This is a genomic window from Streptomyces sp. NPDC002403 (assembly GCF_053593015.1).
On the sequence record NZ_JBSFBQ010000089.1, the window covers coordinates 1 to 21,936 of the forward strand.

23 protein-coding genes and 2 pseudogenes are annotated in these 21,936 nt (G+C 66.6%); 11 read left to right on the forward strand and 14 right to left on the reverse strand.

Annotation, left to right across the window (positions count from 1 at the left end; all coding sequences use genetic code 11):
* Positions 1 to 508: 508 nt before the first annotated feature.
* Together ACWCPY_RS40690 and ACWCPY_RS40695 are read right to left on the reverse strand one after the other, a co-directional pair.
* Entirely contained in the window at positions 509 to 712 is a 204-nt protein-coding gene (locus tag ACWCPY_RS40690; protein ID WP_451273856.1) for a class I SAM-dependent methyltransferase, read from the reverse strand.
* Positions 709 to 1,134, reverse strand: coding sequence for a hypothetical protein (locus ACWCPY_RS40695; protein ID WP_451273858.1), 426 nt, complete (start codon positions 1,132 to 1,134; stop codon positions 709 to 711). The genes ACWCPY_RS40690 and ACWCPY_RS40695 overlap by 4 nt, the downstream gene beginning before the upstream one ends.
* A gap of 844 nt (positions 1,135 to 1,978) precedes the next feature.
* Here ACWCPY_RS40695 and ACWCPY_RS40700 point away from each other — a divergent pair.
* The 5 genes from ACWCPY_RS40700 (at position 1,979) to ACWCPY_RS40720 (ending at position 5,883) form a co-directional block, all read left to right on the forward strand.
* Entirely contained in the window at positions 1,979 to 2,641 is a 663-nt protein-coding gene (locus ACWCPY_RS40700) for a ParA family protein (protein ID WP_451273860.1), read from the forward strand.
* The gene (locus ACWCPY_RS40705; protein WP_451273862.1) at positions 2,641 to 3,732 is read left to right on the forward strand and encodes a ParB/RepB/Spo0J family partition protein; all 1,092 of its coding nucleotides are present in this window, start codon (positions 2,641 to 2,643) and stop codon (positions 3,730 to 3,732) included. The genes ACWCPY_RS40700 and ACWCPY_RS40705 overlap by 1 nt, the downstream gene beginning before the upstream one ends.
* 390 nt (positions 3,733 to 4,122) lie before the next feature.
* Positions 4,123 to 4,500 carry a DUF6879 family protein gene (locus tag ACWCPY_RS40710; protein ID WP_451273864.1) on the forward strand — a complete coding sequence of 126 codons (378 nt, stop codon included), beginning with the start codon at positions 4,123 to 4,125 and terminating at the stop codon, positions 4,498 to 4,500.
* A 9-nt stretch (positions 4,501 to 4,509) separates the two neighbouring features.
* A complete protein-coding gene (locus ACWCPY_RS40715) occupies positions 4,510 to 5,343 on the forward strand; it encodes a helix-turn-helix domain-containing protein (protein WP_451273866.1) in 834 nt (277 codons plus the stop codon).
* Between the two features lie 249 nt (positions 5,344 to 5,592).
* The gene (locus ACWCPY_RS40720) at positions 5,593 to 5,883 is read left to right on the forward strand and encodes a hypothetical protein (RefSeq protein WP_451273868.1); all 291 of its coding nucleotides are present in this window, start codon (positions 5,593 to 5,595) and stop codon (positions 5,881 to 5,883) included.
* A 305-nt stretch (positions 5,884 to 6,188) separates the two neighbouring features.
* On the opposite strand, the gene ACWCPY_RS40725 is transcribed toward ACWCPY_RS40720, so the two are convergent.
* The 11 genes and pseudogenes from ACWCPY_RS40725 to ACWCPY_RS40775 form a co-directional block, all read right to left on the reverse strand.
* Positions 6,189 to 6,311, reverse strand: a complete 123-nt coding sequence (locus tag ACWCPY_RS40725) for a hypothetical protein (protein WP_451273870.1) — start codon at positions 6,309 to 6,311, stop codon at positions 6,189 to 6,191.
* A 351-nt stretch (positions 6,312 to 6,662) separates the two neighbouring features.
* Complete coding sequence (locus tag ACWCPY_RS40730) at positions 6,663 to 6,977, reverse strand: DUF4259 domain-containing protein (protein ID WP_451273898.1); 315 nt, start codon at positions 6,975 to 6,977, stop codon at positions 6,663 to 6,665.
* 60 nt (positions 6,978 to 7,037) lie between these two features.
* A pseudogene (locus tag ACWCPY_RS40735) lies at positions 7,038 to 7,239 on the reverse strand (transposase); the annotation flags it as partial.
* 58 nt (positions 7,240 to 7,297) lie between these two features.
* Complete coding sequence (locus ACWCPY_RS40740) at positions 7,298 to 7,624, reverse strand: hypothetical protein (protein WP_451273872.1); 327 nt, start codon at positions 7,622 to 7,624, stop codon at positions 7,298 to 7,300.
* Between the two features lie 574 nt (positions 7,625 to 8,198).
* Positions 8,199 to 8,582, reverse strand: a complete 384-nt coding sequence (locus tag ACWCPY_RS40745) for a hypothetical protein (protein WP_451273874.1) — start codon at positions 8,580 to 8,582, stop codon at positions 8,199 to 8,201.
* A gap of 120 nt (positions 8,583 to 8,702) precedes the next feature.
* Complete coding sequence (locus ACWCPY_RS40750) at positions 8,703 to 8,978, reverse strand: helix-turn-helix domain-containing protein (protein ID WP_360931419.1); 276 nt, start codon at positions 8,976 to 8,978, stop codon at positions 8,703 to 8,705.
* 170 nt (positions 8,979 to 9,148) lie between these two features.
* A complete protein-coding gene (locus ACWCPY_RS40755) occupies positions 9,149 to 10,471 on the reverse strand; it encodes a ParB/RepB/Spo0J family partition protein (protein WP_451273876.1) in 1,323 nt (440 codons plus the stop codon).
* On the reverse strand, positions 10,468 to 11,622 hold the full coding sequence (locus tag ACWCPY_RS40760; protein WP_451273878.1) for a ParA family protein: 1,155 nt from the start codon (positions 11,620 to 11,622) through the stop codon (positions 10,468 to 10,470). The genes ACWCPY_RS40755 and ACWCPY_RS40760 overlap by 4 nt, the downstream gene beginning before the upstream one ends.
* A 716-nt stretch (positions 11,623 to 12,338) precedes the next feature.
* Positions 12,339 to 13,229: a hypothetical protein gene (locus ACWCPY_RS40765; protein ID WP_451273880.1), complete on the reverse strand. Its 891-nt coding sequence runs from the start codon at positions 13,227 to 13,229 to the stop codon at positions 12,339 to 12,341.
* A complete protein-coding gene (locus ACWCPY_RS40770) occupies positions 13,226 to 15,058 on the reverse strand; it encodes a hypothetical protein (RefSeq protein WP_451273882.1) in 1,833 nt (610 codons plus the stop codon). Before ACWCPY_RS40770 ends, ACWCPY_RS40765 begins: the two co-directional genes overlap by 4 nt.
* A 352-nt stretch (positions 15,059 to 15,410) precedes the next feature.
* Positions 15,411 to 15,698, reverse strand: a complete 288-nt coding sequence (locus ACWCPY_RS40775; protein WP_451273884.1) for a hypothetical protein — start codon at positions 15,696 to 15,698, stop codon at positions 15,411 to 15,413.
* Here ACWCPY_RS40775 and ACWCPY_RS40780 point away from each other — a divergent pair.
* The 5 genes and pseudogenes from ACWCPY_RS40780 to ACWCPY_RS40800 all read left to right on the forward strand — a co-directional run.
* Positions 15,691 to 15,822: pseudogene (locus ACWCPY_RS40780) on the forward strand (bifunctional 5,10-methylene-tetrahydrofolate dehydrogenase/5,10-methylene-tetrahydrofolate cyclohydrolase); the annotation flags it as partial. The gene ACWCPY_RS40775 and the pseudogene ACWCPY_RS40780 overlap by 8 nt on opposite strands.
* Before the next feature lie 163 nt (positions 15,823 to 15,985).
* Positions 15,986 to 16,549: a Uma2 family endonuclease gene (locus ACWCPY_RS40785; RefSeq protein ID WP_451273886.1), complete on the forward strand. Its 564-nt coding sequence runs from the start codon at positions 15,986 to 15,988 to the stop codon at positions 16,547 to 16,549.
* 407 nt (positions 16,550 to 16,956) lie between these two features.
* Positions 16,957 to 17,250 carry a hypothetical protein gene (locus ACWCPY_RS40790; RefSeq protein WP_451273888.1) on the forward strand — a complete coding sequence of 98 codons (294 nt, stop codon included), beginning with the start codon at positions 16,957 to 16,959 and terminating at the stop codon, positions 17,248 to 17,250.
* A gap of 236 nt (positions 17,251 to 17,486) precedes the next feature.
* Complete coding sequence (gene ku / locus ACWCPY_RS40795) at positions 17,487 to 18,437, forward strand: non-homologous end joining protein Ku (protein WP_451273890.1); 951 nt, start codon at positions 17,487 to 17,489, stop codon at positions 18,435 to 18,437.
* Positions 18,438 to 18,460: 23 nt separating this feature from the next.
* A complete protein-coding gene (locus ACWCPY_RS40800; RefSeq protein ID WP_451273892.1) occupies positions 18,461 to 19,414 on the forward strand; it encodes an ATP-dependent DNA ligase in 954 nt (317 codons plus the stop codon).
* On the opposite strand, the gene ACWCPY_RS40805 is transcribed toward ACWCPY_RS40800, so the two are convergent.
* Positions 19,407 to 20,342, reverse strand: coding sequence for a winged helix-turn-helix domain-containing protein (locus tag ACWCPY_RS40805; RefSeq protein ID WP_451273894.1), 936 nt, complete (start codon positions 20,340 to 20,342; stop codon positions 19,407 to 19,409). The two genes, ACWCPY_RS40800 and ACWCPY_RS40805, sit on opposite strands and share 8 nt — an antisense overlap.
* A 256-nt stretch (positions 20,343 to 20,598) precedes the next feature.
* Here ACWCPY_RS40805 and ACWCPY_RS40810 point away from each other — a divergent pair, with 256 nt between their 5' ends.
* Positions 20,599 to 21,057: a hypothetical protein gene (locus ACWCPY_RS40810; RefSeq protein ID WP_451273896.1), complete on the forward strand. Its 459-nt coding sequence runs from the start codon at positions 20,599 to 20,601 to the stop codon at positions 21,055 to 21,057.
* The last annotated feature ends 879 nt before the right edge of the window (positions 21,058 to 21,936 follow it).

Genomic DNA, 21,936 nt, shown 5'->3' on the forward strand with positions numbered 1-21,936 from the left:
GTTGGAGGCAAGGCGTATACCGCGGTATACGCCTTGCCTCCAACGAACTGGCCTCTCCTGGGTGCGGCGACTAGATCGCTTGAAACCTGGAGACGGTGAAAATCTCGGGTGAGGCGGTCTGGGCGAGTGGACGCCGGAGGCTGCCTCAGTTGATCTGTTCCGGTTGCTCAGCCCTTCCGGGTGCCGTCGAGTTGAAAGTGCCAGATGGCCGCGATCGGGGAATCGTCCCGGGCCGCGGCCGACGCTTTTGAGTACCAGTGCAACAAGTCCCAGGACACATGGGCCGGGAGCGGGTCCGGGACCGCGTCAGGACCGAGGGAGTGGCGCGGGCGACAGGGTTCCTCGCATTGCCGGACTTGGAAGCCCAGCGGAAAGGCGACGGCGAGGTAGCGCTGAGCGGACGGTGGTGCTCGGCGAGGAGGGACGGGTGGCCGTCCGGGCCGGGACGGCGGGCCAGGGTCTGCTGGAAGTAGGACACCAGCAGGTGGGCATCCGAGATCACAAGGCTTCAGCCAGGGCGCAGGACCCGCGCGAACTCCGCTAATACGGGGGCCAGATCGGGTACCTGCGTCAGGGCGAGCGTGCAGACGATGGTGTCGACCGCGTTGTCGGGAAGTGGCAGCCGGTGCCGGTCAGCCTCGTGGAAGGCAGCATCTGGCAGGCGCTTGCGGGCCTGGGCGGGCATTTCTGGTGAGGCGTCGACGCCGATCACGTCGTGTCCGAGTGCCTGCAGGTGTGACGGCCGGTGCCGCAGGCCGCGTCCAGTGCTGTGCCGACGGGCAGACTGTCCAGGATGCGTCGGACGAAAGCCTGCTCTACGTCGATCATCTGATTGCCAGGGGAGTCATCGCGCGGCGCCCAGGATTGGTAGACGTCGGCCACGCTGATCGTGCCCGGACTCGCCGTGACCCCCTCGGCCTGCGCAAGGGCGGGCGTGTCCAGCAGGGCGCGGATCTCAGCGATCCGGGTTTCGATGAACGCTCGGTCGGTGCTTCCTTCCCTCAAACTGCGCAGCAAGGCGGCACGCTCGATGCCCAGCAGATATCCAGGGGACTCAGATGAGTCATCCTGCGGGCGGTACGGACGCATGGTCCGACCGCTCCACCGTTCTTTCTGTGCTTCGGCCGGTGCCATCGGTGCGCCACCGTAACTGCGACTACATGCGCATCAGACCAAGTCATCTGTAACCGGACCAGGTTGACTGAGGCGGGACGGGCTCGACCCGTTCAAAGACCTCGTCACTGGTCCGTCTCAACAGACTTTGACCAGTCTCACTAAAGTTTGATCGCGCCACGGTGAGCCGGTACGAGAATCAATGAAGTCAGGCGAAGGGGTACTCAGGATTCCCAGCGGCATAGCTGGTTATGTGAGCGCCTGGTCCGTCCTGCACCAGGCGATCGCGGGTCGAGCCCAGATAGGCATCGCCATGCGCCCCTATGCACTCGCGGGGTCAGCATCCCCGGCCCGCGCGACGGCCGCCGCCTCGAGCAGGGGCCAGCCGTCGACCTCCACCGCTCGCTGCTCCCCAGCTGTCGGCCGCGGGCGAGCGCCACGTCGAGCAGGGCCCGGACGGCGGCCGGCTCGTGCAGGTTCAGGGACTCGCCCTGGGTGAGGCCCACGTCGCCGGAGCCCAAGACACCCGCAAATGGTGAGCAAGCTTCGGTGAGACTAGCTGGGCGGTCGTCGAACTTCGGTGAGACCGGTCAAGGCTGATGAGACAGGGCAGCACTTGATAGATGCACCCTGGAGAGGCGGGACTGAGGCGGGGCGTATACCGCGGTATACGCCTCGGCACGTTCGGAGACTTCGTCACCCGACGGTTCGGGCAGTCGTGCTGATACTGCGTCCGCGTATACCGCGGTATACATCCGCCACGCGGAACACCCAGGGTGGTGCAAATGTCCGGCTCGATCATCTGCAATGCTGTTCCAGTCCGAGTACCGAGAACCTCTCGGGAAGCACACGGAAACGGAGCATCATGGCCTCCTCCATCCTCGTTGTATCCACCGACCCACAGGGATCCACCATCTGGTGGGCCGACCGGATCGGCGACAACCTCCCCTTCGACTTCGCGACTGCCCACGAGGACCCCGACAGCCTCGCGGAGCTCAAGAACCTGGGCGCTGAGATCCACGTCATCGCGAACCAGAAGGGCGGAGTCGGCAAGACGACCACCACGGTCAACCTGGCAGCAGTTACGCACGATGTTCTCGGAAGCAGCGACCAGCGGCAGCACATCTTCATCGACACCCCCGGCAGCCTCGAGAACGAGCACATCCTCGCAGCCGCACTCGACATCGCCGATGACGTCCTGGTCCCGCTCCCCCCGGAACCTCTTGCGTTCGACCCGACCGCGCGCACTATCACCCAGGTGATCGCACCCCGGGGGCTGCCGTACAAGGTCGTCGTCAATGCCTGGGATCCGCGCGACGGCAAGGCCGACCGCGATGAGACTTTTGAGTACATCGACGCCATGGGCTGGCCACGCGCCAACACCGTGATCCGCCGGTACAAGATTCATACCCGTGCGGCGGCCGAAGGCAAGGTCGTCACCCAGTACGCTGACAACGGCACCACGCTCCGAGCACGCGAAGACTACTTCCGGCTGGCGCTGGAGCTCGGATACGGAGGCCGCCGCTGATGGCCGGCCGACGACTCAACCTGGCCACCCTGGCCGGAGCAGCCGTGGAGAGCACCCCCGGCAGCAGCAAGCCCACCCTGGTTCACGTGGCGCCCGACCAGGTGGCGCCCACCCCGCTCAACCCCCGCCAGGACTTCGACCCAGCCAAGCTCGAAGAGCTCGGCAACAGCATGCGCACCGGGCAGCTTCAGCCGTGCGTCGGGATCACCCGGGCCCGCTATATCAAGCTGTTCCCCGAACACGAGGAACTGCTGCCGGACTGCCGGATCGTCATGGCCGCAGGGGAGCGGCGATGGAAGGCTGCCGTCCACGTCGGACTCCCTACGCTCGACGTCCACGTCCGCGAGGACATCGCCGAGTCCCGCGTCAGGTTCCTCGCGGCCGTTCTCGCAGAGAACGTCGAGCGGTCGAACTTCAACTACATCGAAGAAGCCCGTGGCCTTCAGCAGATGCTGGAGATGACCAACGGCAACCAGACGCAGGCTGCAGAAAAGCTGCAGAAGTCGAAGCAGTGGTTCAGTCAGCGCATCGGTCTGCTGCGCCTCTCCGAGGAGATGCAACAGCTCGTCATCTCCGGCGAGCTCAAGGCGTTCCGTGACATGCGGATGTACTCGGCGATGCCGCCCAGCGATCAGCTTGCCGCGTGGAAGGCCGATCGGATGGCTGCGAAGCAGAAGGCGGACAGGAAGGAATCCCCCACACCTGCCCCTAGCCCCATGCCTGCCCCCGTCCCCCCGCCTGCGAGAGAGACCGCCGCCGCACCGGCGTATACCGCGGTATACACATCCTCCAGTTCGGGAGCAGGCTCAGAGCAGCCCGGGCCGCCCGCAGAGGAGCTGCTGTCAGCCGAATCACCGGGCGCTGTCCCGCGCGAAGCGTTGCCTGTCCCTGTGCCACGCGACGCCGCTCCTGAATCGCCGGAAGTCGAGCCGACCCCTGCCACAGAGCAGAAGCAGGCCCTGGCCAACTGGGAAAGGTGGTTTGACCGGCTGATGGAGGAACTGTCCGAGTTGGACCGGCACATGCTGACGAAGAAACTCCAGCGTGTGATGCTTAGCGAGACGAGCCGGGTCGAGGACTCCCAGGCATAGCGTCAAGCGTCAGTGTCGGCCCCGTTCTTTCACCTGGTGGTGGGGGAGCGGGGCCGCTTTGTCGTGACCGGGTCGGATTCAGCGGACACCTACGCCTGCCGAGGTTCTTCGCCACATGAACGAGTGCTATCTGGCCCCGCCCCTCCCGCGTGCCAGGAGGCGTAGCCATACGAACGATGGCCGCCCGATTCCATAAACAGGCTGTGGCCATATAGATGATTGTCCCGTACACAGACGAGGCCGTCAGGCCACACCCAGTACCCGCTGCACACCACCCCATCGAGCCTGAAGACACCCGCTCAGGACCCTTGCCCAGTGGCCCGCAGCGCGACCTCCAGAGCGCCAACGGTGAGCCAGACCGGGACGCGAAGGCAACCTGCGGGCGAGCCCGTGACCTGGGACCTGGACGACGAGTGGTGCACCAACCGCCGGGAGCGGTCGGCACTCGGGGTCGGGTTCGAGCGGGTGTGGATCCTGGACGAGCCGCCGACTCCAGGGCAGCTGTACCTCCTCGACAGCGCCCGACGGAACGCGGCGGTAGGGGAGGACATCCGCACACTGGCCCGTGTGCAGGCCGAGGAGTTGAGACTGCCGGCAGAGGACTTCTGGATCTTTGACAGCCGAGTGGTGGCGCTGCTCCTCCACGACGACGAGGACCAGATGACCGGGGTCGAGCTGATCACGAATCCTGTGGAGGTCCTGCGGTATGCGCAGGTGCGCGAGGCTGCTTGGCACCATGCCGCCCCGTGCGACCAGCCGCGGCGGTAGCTTCGATATGTGAGTACGGACTATCAGCAGACCAGGGCCTCCCTCGGCGCGCGGCTGCGGGAGCTGCGCGCCGAGGTCACTGGCCGGGACCTCGCAGCCCGGTTGGGCTGGCCACAGTCCAAGGTGTCCAAGCTGGAAACGGGGCGGCAGACGGCGACGTCCTCGGACCTCAAGGCGTGGGCGGAGGCGACCGGACACCCGGCGGTGGCCGGTGAACTCCAGGCGCGGCTGGAAGGGATGCAGTCCCGTACGCGGTCGTGGCGTCGGCAGCTCCGGGCTGGACACCGGCCGGTCCAGGATGCTCTGACCGTGGAATACGAGCGCTCGTCCGTACTCCGCGCCTGGCAGAGCTCCAAGGCGGTTGGCCTGCTCCAGACCCCGGACTACGCCCGCGCCGTGTTCACCAGGTACGCACTCCACCGGTCGCCCCGGGACATAGAGGAGGCTGTCCGGGCCAGGATGCGCCGACAGGACATGCTGTATCAGCCCGGCCGGGTGTTCAACATCATCATGTGGGAAGCCGCGTTGCACGCCGGCGTGTGCCCTCCGGCCGTGTTGGCGGCGCAGTTGGACCGTCTGGTCGGGATCATTGGCCTGGACACCGTGCGCCTTGGAATCGTGCCTTTCAGCGCCCAGGTAGCCGTACCGCCCGGACCGGGGTTCTGGGCGTACGACGATCGTCTCGTGATCGTCGAGGACTGGCACGCGGAACTGTGGCTGGACGATCCGGAGACCCTGGGCGTGTATCAGCGGGTGTGGGATGCGTTCCACGCGGCGGCCGTGTTCGGGTCGACGGCGCACCGGCTGATCAGCGGGGCGAGGGCACAGGTCGACCGTTCGTAAGCATCGCCGGGAATCACCGGACGGCGCCGGAGAATATCCGAGAATCAACGGCGACTCTGATTCGCGTCGGTCCATAACGTCCAGGTCATGCCCCCACGGACAGGAAATCCGGGTTCGGAGTGGCTGGCTCTGTCTGCCCCGAACCTGGCGGAGATTCGCCGGGTATGGGCGCAGTATCAGCACGCTCATCTTCCTTCAGGTCGGCTCTGGCTGGCGGTCGAATCTGATCTCTCGCGATCTGTCGACGCGATGCAGCGCATAGGGCCGGACCGTCTGGGCCCGGTGCTCGTCTACCCGTCGGCCGATCTGGCGTGGTGGCTCGTCCCCCGCGGGGCCGAGGTGTCACTGGCCGACCTCGGACGGCTCACCGTCCAGCCCGAGGAATGGACCCTGCGCTGCCCGCCGGCCGACCGCTGTATGGATGGCCGGGGGTGGATGGAGCGGCCCGACGGCTCCGGTGACCTCACGGACCCGGTTGTCCTCGGCGCAGCGTTCGGACCGGGCGGTCCGATGCGTCTGTCCGTTTCGGCGTTCGTATGAAGGGGCCTGGGTCTTTGGACCTGCCCGACGCCAACACCCTGAGCGCATACCAGCAACGGGGAGTGGCCTGTGTGTTCTGCGGTACCAGCCTGCGCCCGGGGTTCCTCCGTGACCTGGGGGAGCGCGTGCGAGAGGTGCACGGCAACCGTGTCCGCTGGTTTCCCCGGTCCTGTCTCACCTGCACGAAGAAAGGAAAGCCGTGACGAGCCTGACGACTGGAGCCGGGCGGATCCTCGCCGTTCAGCACTGGTTTCTATCGACGGTGGCGGACCGTCACCGTGTGCGCGAGGAGTGGGAGGAACAGCTTACTCGCACTGCTGCCGTGCGGGCCGCTGTTCGAGGCCGTACGTATCCCGTCCTTCCTCGTCCAGGCCGCGGCCGGGAGCGACCAGCAGGACGCTGTGGACCGGCACCTCAGGGACGCGCACCGGCCGACGCCCGGTGCGCGCAGAGCTGTGCCTGGCTTCGTTCACTTCGAGGGGTTCTGGCACAACTTCTGTGATGCCACTCTGCTTCTGCTCGTGCTTGCACCGGTTCAGCCCGCTGACCTGCTGTTTCCGCGCGTCTCCCGGGCCGACGTAACGATCGGCAGGCCATCGTCACAGAAGTTGAGCCAGAACCCTTTGAGGTTCTGTGGTTCGCGACTGTGTGTCACCGATTAGATTTCGAATAGGACTTCCTCTTGTGGCGGGATCGCATGGGCAAGGACGTCGCGGAGGCGGGTGATGTCCTGACGCCACTTCGACCAGTTCGCAGCTTCGGCCCACAGCTCGGCGAGTTCAGACCGGTCGGAGACCACTTGTCCAGGGCGTCGATGGCGAGCATTTGAAGGTCTGCGGGCAACTTCGGTGGTGGTCTGATGGACCATAGTTCAAACACGCCGGCTCGCCGTCAGGATGCTGGGCGACGACCAGGGCAGCTGCGGCCACTGCCCGCTCGCCGTCGTAGATACCGAGGAAGTCCGCAGGGCTGGCAGCGCGTACGAGCACGCTGCGGATTATGGGTTCGCGTTCTTCCAGTGCTGCCTCGTCCAGATCACCCCCGAAGTCAGCGGCGGTGTCGTTGTCGAAGGGGCCGATATCCCAGGTGCCCATATCTCTCCTCGCGTGGCCGTCTGGGGTTCGTCGCACTGGCCACCGACAGTGAGGTCGCGAGGCAAGCAGCACCCGCTTGGGCAGAAGCTTGAAGCCAGCGCGTCCGTACATCTTCCGTTTGATCATTTTGATGCGGCTGATAATGGCCTTCCACGACACCCGAGCTCGAGGGCAGGGTCAGGCTGGCGGTTACGGCTGCAAGGTCCCGTTCGAGGCCGCTGATGAAGGTGTGCATGCTGGGCAGGTCGTCGGCCCGGACCGCCGCGGTTTAAGTGGTGATGTGCGGGACGGGGGCGGCGTGATCTCGTCGGACACAGGAGTCAGCGCCAGAAGGTGTCGTGGGTCAGGCGGTGGTTGCTGGCGTCGTACTGGTCGACGGAGGCGATGGTCTGGCCCTTACCGAGGGGGATGGCGAAGGATCGGTGGTCGGTGCCGGACAGGGCGCGGCGGACACTGGCCTTGAGGTGCCGGCCGTGCTGGAGGGTGATCACTGCGCGGGTGACCTTGGCGTCCGGGTTGCCGATGAAGATCCGGATCCCGGTCAGGCCCTTGTCTCCGGGGCCGTGCAGTCCGGCGCCCTGGCTGGTGATGTCGGAGGTGCCGTTGACGACCTGGCAGCCGGACCACTTGCCGCCCTGGTGATCCACCCGCACCCCGTCGATAACGGTTTGCCGGCACCGCAGGCTCTTACCCGCAGTCCCCTTGTCACCTGACTTGACCGGTACCTTAAAGTCGGCGGGGAAGGTGGGGTAGAACTTCGCCGTCACCGACCAGGACTTACCGTCCACCACCCCAGAACCCACCACCTGCGACACCACCTTCGCGGAGGCAGTCGCAGGCTGAGCAGTCGCCGATACAGCAGGCGACTTGGCGGCCGCGGACACCGCAGGGCCCGCGTCCTCGTGGTCATTCGCTGGGTCCTGCACTGGGGCTCCGCGGTCGTGCCACGCACCCCGTGCGGTGGTGGTGAGGGGCGGCAGACGGTCGAGGGCAGCGGGTGTTGCTGTCCGGTGATCTGCCGCAATGAACCCGGGCGCCCACGGCGGGCCTGAGGCGGTCGGCCTCGTTACGGCGGCCGTCCCGGAGCCGGACGGGCAACGATTCCACAGCTCGCCTGGTTTGACGGGGCGAACCGTGCATCGACTCGGTTCGTCGAGACCGTGGACAACGCGGAGGCCACACCTGCAGGCGGGGGAGAGGTGGCAGGGCTGGCCCAAGCCGCTACCAGTTCCTCCTGAGGTGTGTTGTCCGCGGACAACACACGCCGGTGCCACGTCGCTCTTCGGTTTGTTGTCCGCGGACAACAAACCGAAGAGCCTCACACCGGGCCCCGATCTGTCCTCCATCGCCGTGCAGCCGGTAGGCGCGGATGTACCCGGCCTTGCGGATCAGGGCGAGCTCACGGCGCATGGCGTCCTCGCCCAGGGGCCGGCCGTTGGCGCTCTTCCACCCGAGAGCGTGGAACCAGCCGACGAGCTCGTCGACGCCGAATTCCTCACCGGCGGGCAGGAAGCAGTTGGCCTGGAGCACCGCCATGGTCATCGGCTGCCAGCCATGACCGAAGAAGGTCTCGTCCGTGATAGTGACGGACGGCTCGGGCTCCACGGCCCGTGCCCATGTCCTCCTCTGCTGGGAAGCCGTTCCTGTTGTGGCGACAGGGGCGGCTTCAGCATTTACGGGGGTTGCTGAGGCACGGGTCTCGTCTTCCTTCCGATGCCTTGCGCGCTAGCCAGCCAACGACGCGGCGAAGTCAGGGGCTACGGTCGGATGCTTTTCGGCCAGCCCCCGCATCAGCCGGGCATACGCCTTGCGGCGTACCCCCCGCGGCTCCGACTGACCGTTCTCCCAGCGCAGCACTGCCAGAGGGGTCACATTCAGTACCTCCGCGACCTGCGCCTGCGTGAGCTGGTCCGCCTTGCGCAGGCTGGCGCGCAGATGTGGCGGAGGAAGGTCGGCCGGACGCCTCAGCAGCGCGTCGACCGCCTGCAGCATGTCGGTCATTGGTAATCCCGTCCGTCAACATGAAAGAGATAGAAAACGATAGGTGGGACTGTAGCGTTTCAGTGGGATGAAGGAAGGGCAATCGGCGGCGTGTCGCTGTGACTTCCTGCGGCCCCGGTGGGTGTGGACCGGGCGGGACGAGCCCCTCGGCGACACACCCACCAGGCAGGTTATGCGTAGGCGCGAAGCTCTCCGAGCAACTGCGAGAGCTCGTCCGGTGTCAGACCGGCCGCGAGGGTACGGGCCTGTTCCTTTGCCGACGTTCCGAGTTGCCGGACCAGGAGGCGGCTGTGTCCGTCTTCGGAATTCTGGCTTCCGTCTTCCGCTGCAGCCACATGCGTGTTGTCCGCGGACAACACGGTGGCGTGGACGGGGACATCTCCGGACTGCGGTGCCGAGGGGGCGGGGGAATGGCCGGCGCTGCCGGGAGCCCCGAGTTTGTTGTCCGCGGACAACACGGCGGCTGCACCCAGGGGCGGGGGAGAGGCGGCAGAGCCGGACGGAGCCGCTACCGATTCCTCCTGCAGCGTGTTGTCCGTGGACAACACGCGACCCGACGTCACACTGTCCAGCGGTTTGCTGTCCGTGGACAACAAACCGTCCGGCAGCCCGCCGGTGTCTGCTGTCGGTGCCTCGTCATGCGTGTCAGCGCCTGCCGCAACTGCGTTGTCCTGGTGAGGATGAGGAGAGGGCACCTGCTTCTGCTGCCTGGCCTGCTGCAGCAGAGCCTTCTCCTCGTCACGGATCCGAGTCTCCTGCTCTCGGGTGTTCTTCAAGTAGGAGAGCAGCGATGCTCCGTCCAGCCCCGGCTCGTCCTTCAGCCGGCGCGCGAGCAGCCTGCCGTCTCGCTCGGGCAGCGAACCCTGGCTGAGCATCGTCTGCAGTTCATCGGGCAGCTCCAGGAGAGCGAGCTGATTGGTCACCCACGAACGGTCGCGCCCCAGGCGCTTGGCCGCACGTGTCCGTGCGCCCTTCTCCGACTCCTCGCTGCACACCCGGACGAGCTCCAGCACACCGCGGGCCCGCTCGACGACGTCGAAGTCCTCGCGCTCCAGGTTCTCCTTGAGGAGATGGTCGACGAACTCCTCGCGCGAGGTTGCCAGGTCGTCGCGTACGACGAAGTCCAGGGCGTCGAGAGCCACGTGCAGGGCACTGCGGTAGCGGCGCTCGCCGTTGACCAGTACAAAGGCGGAGCTGCCGATCGTGTCCTCGTGCTCGGGCCAGAGCCTGAGGTAGGCATCCCGGGACACAGCCACGCAGGCGGCGAGTTGCGCGGTACGCAGCTCCTCTCCGAAGCGTGTCAGGTCTTCGTCCGAACCGAAGTTGCGCCGGGGATTGAGCGGAGTGGGCGAGACCTCGGTAAGACGCAGGCGCTGGAGCTCGTACGCGGGGACGTCTCCCTGGACAAGGGCTTTGGCCCGGCCGCGGGCGCTGCGGCCGCGCGGCACGCTGCCGAAGGACGAACCCGTGCCAAGCCGGTCGGCGACGCTCATGAAGTGATCCTTCGGGCGACGGTGCGCATGACCTCGGACTGCTCACAGTCCGGCGCATAACTGAGCAGGGGCTGCTTGACGCGCACAGCCTCGCGCTGTTCCTTGAGCTCGGGCATGACCCCCACGACCGGCGGGTCCCCGATCTCCTTCCAGCTGCTGAGCGAGGAGGTCGCGATGTAGCCCTTGCGGCTGTCGTACATGTTGACGATGAAGCCGAGCATCGAGATCTCGACGTCCATGTCGGCGCTCAGGTCCTGGATCTGGTCGTAGAGCATGTCGTAGGCATCCGCGGAGGAGTCTTCGGCCAGCACCGGGATGAAGATGCCGGACGTACCCGGCTCCTCGCCCTCGCGCGTGCGGCAGTAGTACAGAGCGGTGTCCATGGAGTACCCGAGGCTCGGAGGGCAGTCGACCACGATGTAGTCGAACTTCTGCTCCAGCGGCTCCAGGGCCTTCTCGAGAGCCGTCTCCTTCACCCGTACGAAACGGCTGGTCGCGAGCTTCGCGTCGAGGAGGAAGGCGTCCTTGCACGCAGGCAGCATGAACAGCCGGCCTCCGAAGGCACCCTCCTCTATCGGGACGAGCAGGCTGTTCAGCTCGTCCTTGGCTTCACCGAGCATGTACTTGGCGAGGCTCGGCTCGTCGATGTCGAAAAGGTCGTAGCCGAGCTGCTTGGTGAGGTGACCCTGCGGGTCAAAGTCGATGAGCAGAACGCGGTTCCCGGCCTCGGCGAGGGCCTGGGCCACCCCGGAAGAGGTAGCCGTCTTGCCCACGCCGCCTTTCTGGTTGCCGAAGATGATCCGACGCGCTCCGGTCCGGCGAGACGGGCGGCGGGGAGAGGGGTGCGTGTCGAGCCAGTGCCGGATCGACTGCGCGATCCCTTGATTGAAGGGGATGCCCCGCTGCTTGCAGTCCGCCTTGAACTGCCCGTAGAGGCCGGCGGGGAGATAGGTGGCGAACGAGGTCCCTCCGGTGGTGTCTACGGGGGCGCGCTCGGAGGCATCCGTACGCCAGGCCTGAACACCTTCGGTCACAGCGTCCTTGATATCGACGCCGAACTCGGCTGCTCTGACCTTGAGTTCCTGGCGGAGGGCCACTGGCAGCTTGGCGACTACCTTTTCCCGGTCGTCGGGGGAGTATGGAACGGTCATGAGGCTACCTTACTCACTCTGATGGTCGATCTGATGCATCTGGGGGAGGGGAGTTGGGGGCGTGTCGCGCGGAGGGGGGCGAGGGGAGGGGAAGTGACGTGGTGCCAAGGCGGCACACCCGGGCGGGCGCCTCAGGTGAGCGTGGCACGTGACTACCCTTTGGCTGCGGACCATCGCAGCGCCTCGGCCAGCTCAGTTGTGTGCTGGTCGGGCCGGTAGAGAGTGCCGAAGCCGTCGCACCTGCATCCGCTTGCAGAGACTGGCCTTCACAGGAGTGCAACGCCCGTTGACTCGAAGACGACTGGGAGAACGCCGGACCTCCGACTGCGGCGTCGTGGTCTTGCGGTACCCGTCATGCTCCTGCGTGCGAAGGTTCGCTCGGAGAGCGCCGTCGGCACTCTCCTCGCCCGTGCGGAGCACTCAATGCCCGTTCAGGGCAGACGAAATTGGCTGTGCGGCCCCCTGGCGGCCTGTCAGCAGCTCAGACGTCTCGTCATACCGAACCCTTGCCGACAGGCCGCCAGCACCACCTTTCTGTCGGATGCATTTAGCGCGAGAAATGGATTTTCATCTGATTTACCCGATTGCTGTGTCCTGTTGCACGCGGGGCACCGGGAGCACCGTCAGCAACGACAAAGCCTGAGAACCGCGCTAGGCGCGGCCGAAACGCATCATCTTCAGTACGAACAGGCCGGCGGTAACCGATCCGTGAATATTCACTCAAGCCGAGAACCGCCCCTTGCTCGCAAGGCGCTGCTACCACTGACGGAAGCACCCGCGACTCCAATGGCGTCCTGCCTCATGGCTGACGGCCTCCGGGATACGGAGGAGGGCAGTGGGTGCGGGGCGGACTTGGGCATGGTGATGGCACTGATTGTGCTGTGCGGCCAAGGGCCACGCTCTTCCGCGCAGAAGGTCACATTCCAGCGGTGATGCTGCAGTCGTTCACGTTCGCGGCGAAGAGCGTCGTTGAGCGTGGTCAAACCGGGGTCGAGGATCCAGGTCCCGTCGTTGTACGGCTCGAAGCCGATATGTGACCATGCGCGTCCCAGGCTGGCGCAGGCCTGTTCATAGCCGGTTTGGATGTGGCGTTCTACTGGGCCGGGGAAGAGCGCGATCACGCCGGCTCCGTGGCTGAGATAGTCCAGAGCCAGCCCGCTGAGGTACACCCCGACGCCGTGCCCGCGCAGGCGGCGGTCGATGGTGACCCGGTCCACGATGATTGTCTTCCCCGGCAGGGAGAGGAGGTCGAAGAGGTCGTCGCGCAGATCGCCCGTCTCGGGTTCGTAGAGGGTCTTGCCGATCCTGTAGAGGTCTGCGCTGAGGTTGTCGAAGCTCTCCACGAGGTTGTCGACCCGGTACTGGTCGGCCACGCAGATTCGGATCGACCCGAAGCTGGTGCCCGCACCAACGTCCTCTTTGAAGTGCATGCCGACGTCCCAGTACTGCACACCGTCTTCGTGCCAGGGATCGATCCAGTGCTCGCTGCGGTACGTGAGGACCATGTCGTCGATGCCCAGGCACTCGACGATCGGCGGACGGGTTGTCTGCGCCTGCGCCGGTAGCTGTGCGGGGGCAACGGGCGGAGCACTGTGGAGGTCGGTCACAGGCCGTCGCTTTCGGGACGCGCGTGTGGAATCAGGGGACGGTTGCTGTCGTGTTCGGTCGCGTGCAGGCCCTGCGGGCTGACCGGGAGTGCCTGCGGGGTGGTGAGGACGATCTGGGAGTTGCTGCTGGCGTTCTCCGCGCAGACGGTGAGGACAGCGTTGGCAAGACGTTCGCCCTCCGGGCCGCCGCCCAGACCGTCGAGGGGGGCGTCCAGCCACTGGACGCGTGGCAGTAGAACGAGTGGCATGCTGCGGGCGGCTTCCAAAGCCATGAGGTGGTACGCGGTGTGGGCGATGCTCACCAGTCCCGCTGAGCGGGCGAGCTGCTTCAAGGTCCGATTGTTGATCTTGGGTGACAGGGTCTTCGGGTCGATCGCAGCGCTGCGGATCTTGTCTGGTGCCATGGGAATCACGATGTCCGCGAAGATCTGCGACAGCTGCTTCACGGTCTGCTTCCAGTGCTCCTGCGCATTCTCTTCGGCAACAGCCCAGGCTTTCGTCGCATCGTCGGCTTGCTGGGAAGATGCCGCTTCCTTCTTCTCCAGTTCGGCGATCTGAGCGAGCTCCTGTCGGCGCGCTTTGACCGCCTCCAGCTTCGCCCGAGCCTCGCTCTCGCCCGCGCTGGAGCGAGCCCGTGCTGCTTCACGCGGAGTGATCTCCTGTGCCCGGTACGCGGCGGCCCGGGCGACCAGCCGCTGCGCGCCCTGCTCTGCCTTGCGCCGGGATTCAACCACCTTCTGCGCACTCTCCTGGCCCCCACTCAGTGCTGTATCGGCTTCGGTCGCAGCTACCGTGGCCCGCGCCAGTTCCTTGGCGCGCCGTTCCTGGCGTGCGGGTAGGCCTGGGTCGGGCTGGCGGCACACCGGGCACAGGGGGCCCTCGCCCGAACGAGCCTGCAAGGGCTGCTCGCACTCGGGGCAGTGCGTGCGGGGCCGCGCGGCTTCCTCCGCAGCGGTGCGGCGCTGGCGGGCCAGCCCGCGGCGCTCATACAGCGAGGCGAGCGCCTGGTGGGCCTGGTCTGCCGCAGCGGCAGCGTCCGATACGGCTTGCAGTGTCCGAGCCGCCTCGGCGTCCCGGGCCGTCAGTACGCCCTGATGGTCCTCAAGTTCCTGGGCAAGGCGCAGGCGATCAGCAGCGTGCTGATCGGCGGCCTTCTCGTGGCGCTCCTGTTCCATATCGAGGTCGAAGGAGGTCGGCAGCCCGTACTTCTGCCGCTGCTCGATTGCCTTGCGCAGGGCGGTCGCGTCCCTGGTCGCCCTGCTTCGTGCGGCTTTCGCCTGAGCCTTGAGGCGTGCCGCCGCCTCATCGAGGATGCCGAAGCAGACCTCCAGGGTGAGTTTCATGTCCGCGACGCTGACCGAGCCGAAAGTGTCCCGTCCCGCATGGTGCTGCTGCAGGTACACCAGGACCAGCACACTGTCGATCGTGACGTTCCCGCGCGGGGTCTCCATGGCGGGGATACCCATGCGCTCCAGTGAGAAGGAGCCCGCCGCCCGTTCGCCAGCCTCAGGGCGTACAGCCAGCGGCTGCTCGACTTCGCCGGTGGTCTTGTTCAGGAAGGTCACCTGTTGGGCGGCGAGGTCCAGCGTGGCCGTCCAGACGCCCTCGTCAGTCACGAACTCGACCCGGATAGCGTCGCACTGCTCAACGATCACAGGTGTGAGGACCACGCTGGTGGCCCCCAGAGCCGCGAACGCCGTCTCCGAGATCGTGCTGCCCCCGGACCCGATACCGGCTCGAAGGTGCCGCATCGGTGCGTCGAGGTCGAGGCCACCCCATGCTCCGTCGATCAGGAATTCTTCCTTCAAGAAGGCAAACTTGCCCGCCATGCCATCCCTATCGTTCAGGCGCACTCCCTTGGCGGGATGCGTCGAACCGCATCAACGACCACTGCAATGGGCGGGTGCTGCGTGTGCTGTGTGTTCCATCCAACGAGCGATGCTGGCGGCGACAGGTTGAGATGCGCAGTTGACTGCCGAGACATGGTCGGCGTCCTGTTCGGGGACGCTGGTGGCTGAGTCAGCTACGACTGGCGCTCAGGAGGCTGTGCCCGGCGCGGTCTCCGGGGGCCAGACTGCTTATACCTGGCTTTGGGCTGCGGTGATCCGGTTGCGGAGGTGCGCGATGTCGAGGCCGAGACGGTCGGCGATGTCTGAAAGGCGGAATGAGGGATGCGGGAAATCAGAGGACGGGCAGGAGATCGTCGAGGGCTGCCAGCTTGCCGGAGCGGGAGGTGGCGCGTTCGGGGTCGTAGGAGTCGTCGAGCGGTTCGGCCAGGAAGTGCTCGGGCGCGTTGCAGATTTCTTGCAGCTGGTCGAAGAGCTTGAGCAGGAGGCCCTTGCGCGCGATGCCTTCGGAGGCGCGGATCTCGCGGAGGGTTTCGTCGGCGGCGTGCTGGTAGAGGGCGGCCTGCTCGGGGGTCAGCGTGACGATCCGGGGGCTGTGGACCTTGGGCGGGAGCTTCGACATCGCCCGCACCCGCGCCCATCTGATCACTCCCTTGCCCGGCGGCGTCGGACCGATGACCATTGCCGTCCTGCTCGCGCAGACCGTGGAAGCCGCCGCGAACCAACTCGGAATCCGGGAACACTGAAGTTCCTCGCTCAGAACTGGAGACCGCGTGTCGGGGCCGCCGCGACGGCGGTCCCGACCTGCTTTCGCAGGGCCGACAACCACCGTCGTGTGGTCTGCCAGGAGACACCCGGCACCGGTCCGGGCCACACTGGCAGTGCTGTGCGGATGAGGAGGTGGAAGGAATGGGCGTTGCAGCCGATCACACCGGCCCGTGGACCGTTGCCGACGTCCTCGCGCTGCCGGAGGACCGTAGTGTCCGGTACGAGCTGCTGGGGGAGTCTCTGATGATGTCCCTCGCCCCCGGACTGCGTCACCAGCGTGCCTCTTTTCGGCTCCACGTGGCCCTTGATGCCGCGGCCCGCGCCGCTGGCGCACCGGTCGAGATCCTGGAAGCCATCAATGTGACCCTACCGTCCGGTCTGGTGGTGCCAGACATCGTGGTCGTCGATGCCGGCGCGACAGTCGACGATGGTGTCAGTATCGATGCCGAAGCCGTCCAGCTCGCGGTCGAGCTGGTCTCACTTGGCAACAAGACGATGGACCGGAAGTTCAAGCCCATGCTCTACGCCGAGGCCGCGATCCCGTACTACTGGCGCCTGGAATTCGACCCGGCGCCCCGGCTCGTTATTACCGAGCTTGAGAACGGCCGGTACGTCGAGCAGACGACCGCTCTGTCCGGCGAGGTCACCCGACTCGATGCCCCGTTTCCCTTCGCGATCGACCCGGCCGGGCTCGCCCGGCAGTAGCCGGCCGACGAGTTGGCCGGTTGGGCTCATTGTCATCCGGTCGGTTCGCTCTCGCCAGATCCATCTGGAGGACGTGGGCCGGGTCCGAACCTGCAAGGTCTGTTCGATTGAGGACAAGGTCAAGTACGAGAGGGGCGTTCGAGGCCGGAAGCCCGAGAGTCAGTGTCGGCGCCATTCCTCGCTGGCGAAGACCCGGTAGTGGAACTTGCGCTCAACCCCCAAGCGGCTCGTGATCGCACTGACCTGGCGTTCCTTTTGCAGCTGGGCTTGGGCGTCGCGCATGAGTCACCCAACCTGGCCAGGGCAACGGCGGGCCGAATTTCTGCCGCCGCGCGGTGCAGGTACGCCTGGGGGCGCCGTGATGTATGAACTCGCCCCGCAATTCGAACACCTGATCTACTAAATGGGTGACGCCCTTCCGCTTCCCTGAAAACCTGGTCGCCCTCAAACGCCGACAGATCTGGATCTACAACCGGCTCGCCCTGCGCCCCGCCACCGGGGCGGCCGAGCTGCGCCGGGAGCTGATCCGGCTGTCCTGCCTGATCAGCTCCAACCCGTATTGGGCGGAACACGGCTGGAGCATGGCAGGTCGGGTCGAGCTGTCCCGGGCCGCCCAGAGCGGGCCGGACGGAGTACGGGAACTGGCCGCGCGCTGGAACGGCGAGAAGTTCGTCATCACCGAGCCCGAGGCACAGCCCTGAAGCGGGTGGGCGGCCTGCCCGGACGGGTCTGTCGGCCGCAGTCAGTTCTACCGCGGCAGGACCGACCACGGCCTCGGCCGGCGTCTTTGTGATGCGATCACGTCCTCACCGCACAAGGATCGGAGTACGGGAGGTGGCCCGGCCGCGCCCCTGTCTCCGCGCGGGGTCAGCGCGCCTTCCTGGCGTGCTGGTCCGCTTCCCGTCCCACTACCCGCCAGGGGGGCCTGGAGGTAAGCATGCCGCGGCCCTTGTGGACCGGAGCCATCAGCTTTGGCCTGGTCACGATTCCGATCAAGGTCGTCAGCGCGACCGAAGACCTCTCGGTTCACTTTCGCCAGGTCCACCTGGAGGACATGGGCCGGGTGCGCACGCGCAAGGTCTGCTCGATCGATGATGAGGTTGTGCCGCCGGAGGAGATCGGCAAGGGCTACGAGCTCACGAAGGACGAGGTCGTCCCGGTCACCGATGACGAGCTCGACGAGATGCCGTTGCCGACCGCGAAGGCGATCGAGATCGTCGCGTTCGTCGACGCCGACGGCATCGACCCGATCCGGATCAGCGACTCATACTTTCTCGCGGTCGACGGACAGGTCGCTGCCAAGCCTTACACCCTGCTCCGCAAGGCACTGGAGCGGTCCGACAAGGTCGCGGTCGCGAAAATCGCGTGGCACAACCGCGAAAGGCTGGGGCTGCTTCGGGTGCGCGACGACGCGATCGTGCTGCACGCGATGCGGTGGCCCGACGAGATCCGCAGCCCCAAGTCCCTCGCTCCCAAGAACGTCGACCTGGACGACGACGAGATCGAGCGTGCCGTCCAGCTCACCGACACCATGGCCCTCGACGACATCACCGGCTTCCGGGATGAGTACCGCGACGCCCTGGAGGAACTGATCGAGGCGAAGGTGGAAGGCACCGAGCTCCCGGGGCCGGCCGAGGGCGGGGAACGGGAATCCGGGAAGGTCGTCGACCTGATGGCCGCCCTGAACGCCTCCGTCCAGGCGGCCAAGGAAGGCCGTGGTGAACACGGCGGCCGGGACGCCACCGTGCACACGATGCAGCCACGCAAGAAGACCACAGCCAAGAAGAATGTCGCCACGGCCAGGAAGACCACCGCGAAGAAGACCACGGCCGGGAAGAAGCACACGGCGAAGAAAACCACGGCCGCGAGGAAGCGCAGCGCGTCCTGAGCGGGCGCCTGGGCGGGATGGCCATGATGAGCTTGCCGCGGATTGCTCCGATGCTCGCGACGCCGGGTGCCCTGCCTCCCGTGGCCGTGGAATACCGGTGGGCGTTCGAGGTGAAGCAGGACGGGCAGCGGGCCATGGTCTACCTGCCCGGTGACGGAACGGTGCTCTTGCGCTCTCGGTCCGGGGCGGACATCACGACCGTCTACCCGGAGCTCGCGGCACTCGGGTCCGGGCTCGGCCGGCCCGCGATCCTGGACGGCGAGATCGTCGCGCTCGACGACGAGGGGCGCAGCGACTTCGAGCTGCTTCAGTCCCGTATGGGCCTGGCCTCGGCGGTGAAGGCGGCCCGGATGGCCCGCCTGGTGCCGGCGTATCTGGTTCTGTTCGATGCCGTGTACCTGGACGGCCGCGTTCTGGCCGGGCTGCCGTACACCGAGCGCCGGAGTCTCCTCGAAGGCCTCAGCCTGAACGGACCGCACTGGTCGACGCCCGCCGCGGTCGTCGGACACGGCGCGCAAGCACTGGAAATGACCCGGAGCGCAGGCATGGAGGGCGTCGTCGCGAAGCGGCTCGCATCCGTCTACGAACCCTGTGTCCGCTCCCGCTCGTGGATCAAGATCCGGCACGTCCGGACCGTCGATGTGATCGTGGGCGGGTGGGTGCCCGGCCGCGGCCGGCTCACTGGTCTGCCCGGAGCCCTGCTGGTAGGAGAGGCGCACGAAAGCGAGCTGCGGTACGTGGGCAGCGTCGGCACCGGATGGAGCGACACTGAACGCACCACACTCGCCGACCTGCTCTGTGTCGCCGCGACCGACGAGTGCCCCTTCGACAGGACGCCGGGCGTGGCCGGCGCGCGATGGGTACTGCCGCGCCTGGTCGGCGAAGTCCGCTATGCCAGCAGAACAAGAGCGGGCCTACTGCGACACCCTTCCTGGCACCGGCTGCGCCCCGACCTCGCCCCGGACGACATCACCTGACCCGGGCACCTTCTACTGCGCCGGTGAGGAGGGCGGTTCCGAGTGGGGTGGTGGTGTGCCGGACGGTGTTGGCGTGTCGGAGGCTGGTGATCAGACCGGCGGCTCGCAGGGCGGTGGCGTGTTCCGAGGCGGAGGCGGGAGAGATGCCCAGGCGCTCGGCGAGTTGTTTGGTGGTGTGGCCGGCAGAGTCAGTCAGGGCCTCCAGGGCGGCTGCGCGGGTGCGGCCCAGTAGCGCCGCCAGGGCTGTCGGCGCGCCAGGTCGGGCGTGCGAGGGCTCGATGACGAGATCGCCGGTCTTGAGGTCCCGGAGTGGTGGGTACACGAGCACGGGGGTGTCGAAGTCATTGAGCAGGGCGCGGGGGCGGGGCCCGCAGAAGATGTGGGCGCACAGGAGCAGTCCACGTCCTTCCAGGTGGAAGTCAGCCTCGCCGTGTTCGGGGAGGCCGGGAAGTTCCAGGATCGGTTCCCGCCAGCGCACCTGCGGGTGCACTCCGGCCAGTACTGCGCCGACCCCGGCGTGAGCCATGGTGTGCACGCGCCAGGCCCGGTCTGCGTCCAGCATGGCCCGTATGCGGTCGGTGAAGGGTGTGACGGCGATGTCGTAGTAGGCCGACAGTGCGTCGGCCACCGCGTCCAGTGCCTCGCGGTGCCCGTCGGCCAGTTGTCCCACCCACGTGGGCGGGCGTTGGTGGGTCGACAGGCGGTCTATATCGATGGCGAGGCGTTTACGTGGGGTGGCTCGGATGGCCTCGAAGGCCCCGGCGTCGGGGGATGCCTGCTCACCGGGGGTGAGGAAGTCCGGTACCCAGCCGGAGACCGGCACCAGGGAACCGAGCAGTGGTGCCTGAGCGGGCAGCCGCGCCAGGACGTGACGCCGCCACGCAGAAAACAGTGGGCCGGAGCTGCGACGGAGCACTTGCAGACTCATCACCGCCTCACTCACCGGCAGCGCGCTGCTCCGAGCCAGCACCACTCTCGCAAGATCCTTCGCGGTGAAGTGCATACGTAACATACAGCCTCCGGTGTCCGATTTTCTGGCGTCGTGCCTGCCTGATCAGGGACATTCGGCTACACCCGACGGTCGTTGTCGATATTGCCCCCGGCCAAAGATGCTGTGTCCAGGACAACTTCGAAGCCCGGCTCAACACGCACAGGTCGGGAAGCAGCGAAAGTGGGAGTGACTTATGTCGAGACGTCTCCGTACGACCCTTGCATGCCTCGCCCTGGCTGCGGGCATTGCCTCCTCCACCGCCACGCCGGCTGCTGCTGCGGATGGCTGGCAGCCCGCGACCGATGTCATGGACAGCAGTTACAACAACGGCTACAGCAAGGAGTGCACCTACTCCGGGGCGGACTTCTTCGAGACCGGCGAGGGCTGCTTCCAGCCCTACGGTGAGTGGGTCTGGATCCGTGACCTGGACGCCAACAACTTCCCGGTGGGCGTGTCATGGAGCTGGACCGGCGGCTCGACCAGCCGCTCCGGCGTCATCTACTTCACGGGCGGTAAGGCGGCGGGCTGGGCCAACGTGAACAAGAGCTTCGCCGAGGGCGGAACCTTCACCTGGAATGTCTGCGAAGTCAACACCGCCAAGCGAACGATCTACTACAACACCTGCGGTCCGTCGCAGTCGACAACCACCTGACAGTCAGCACTTGTTCTGATCCCTGGCGCTTCATACGGTGTGGATGCGCGTGCTCGGTAGCAGCCGTCGCAGCCGAAGCGTCATCACCACTTCACCGGCCCGGCTGTGCCGGGCCTTGGCGCTGAGCCTCTTCCAACGCGGATGACGCGGGCTGGTTGGCGTGCCCTGGCCGTGGTGAACAACGAAGCTCCTGGTAGGACGGGTTCTCGGCCAAGAGTGCCTGTGACGCCCGGGAGCTTCGTGTGCTTGTCCACCCGTCGGCTCCTGTTGCCGAATTCGCTGAGTGGGGTGGTCCTGGTCCGGGACGACCTCTCTCCCCGTCGTTCTCCCGTCACCGGCCGTGGAGGTGATGCGCATGTCCATGTATTCGGAACTCTGGTCGCGGCCGCGTCCTCGATCAGCTTCGGGGACAAACCCCGCCGTCGTGAAGGAGTCGGGACTCACATCAGGCGCAGAAGCACCAACGACGATTCCGGCGAGCATCAACAGACAGACGAAGGAGTGGAGGGCGCAGTACGAGGCGGCAGATGACGACCCAGCAGGAGCCCGGTTCAGCGCGCAAGGCGAGCCGATTCCCTGGAGCGACGATCCGAGCGCGGCCCGGTCCCCACGCCTACGGCGTGCGTCGCGCCGGGGCCGGCCCCGAGAACTGAAGTCAGGAGTCGCTGAAGCGGGCGGCGGCGGCCGCGTACTGCGGCGCGGCACGTGTCGCGCAGTCCGGGCCGGTGGGCCCTCAGCGGGCCCGCCGCCAGGAGCAGCCCGTGGGCACCACGCCTAGTCGGTCGTGTGTGTGGGGTAGACCTGGACGTCGGTGTAGGCGCCCTTGATGTCTCCCGCGCCCGCGGGCCACTCCAGGCTCACGGTGTGGGTCTCGTTCGG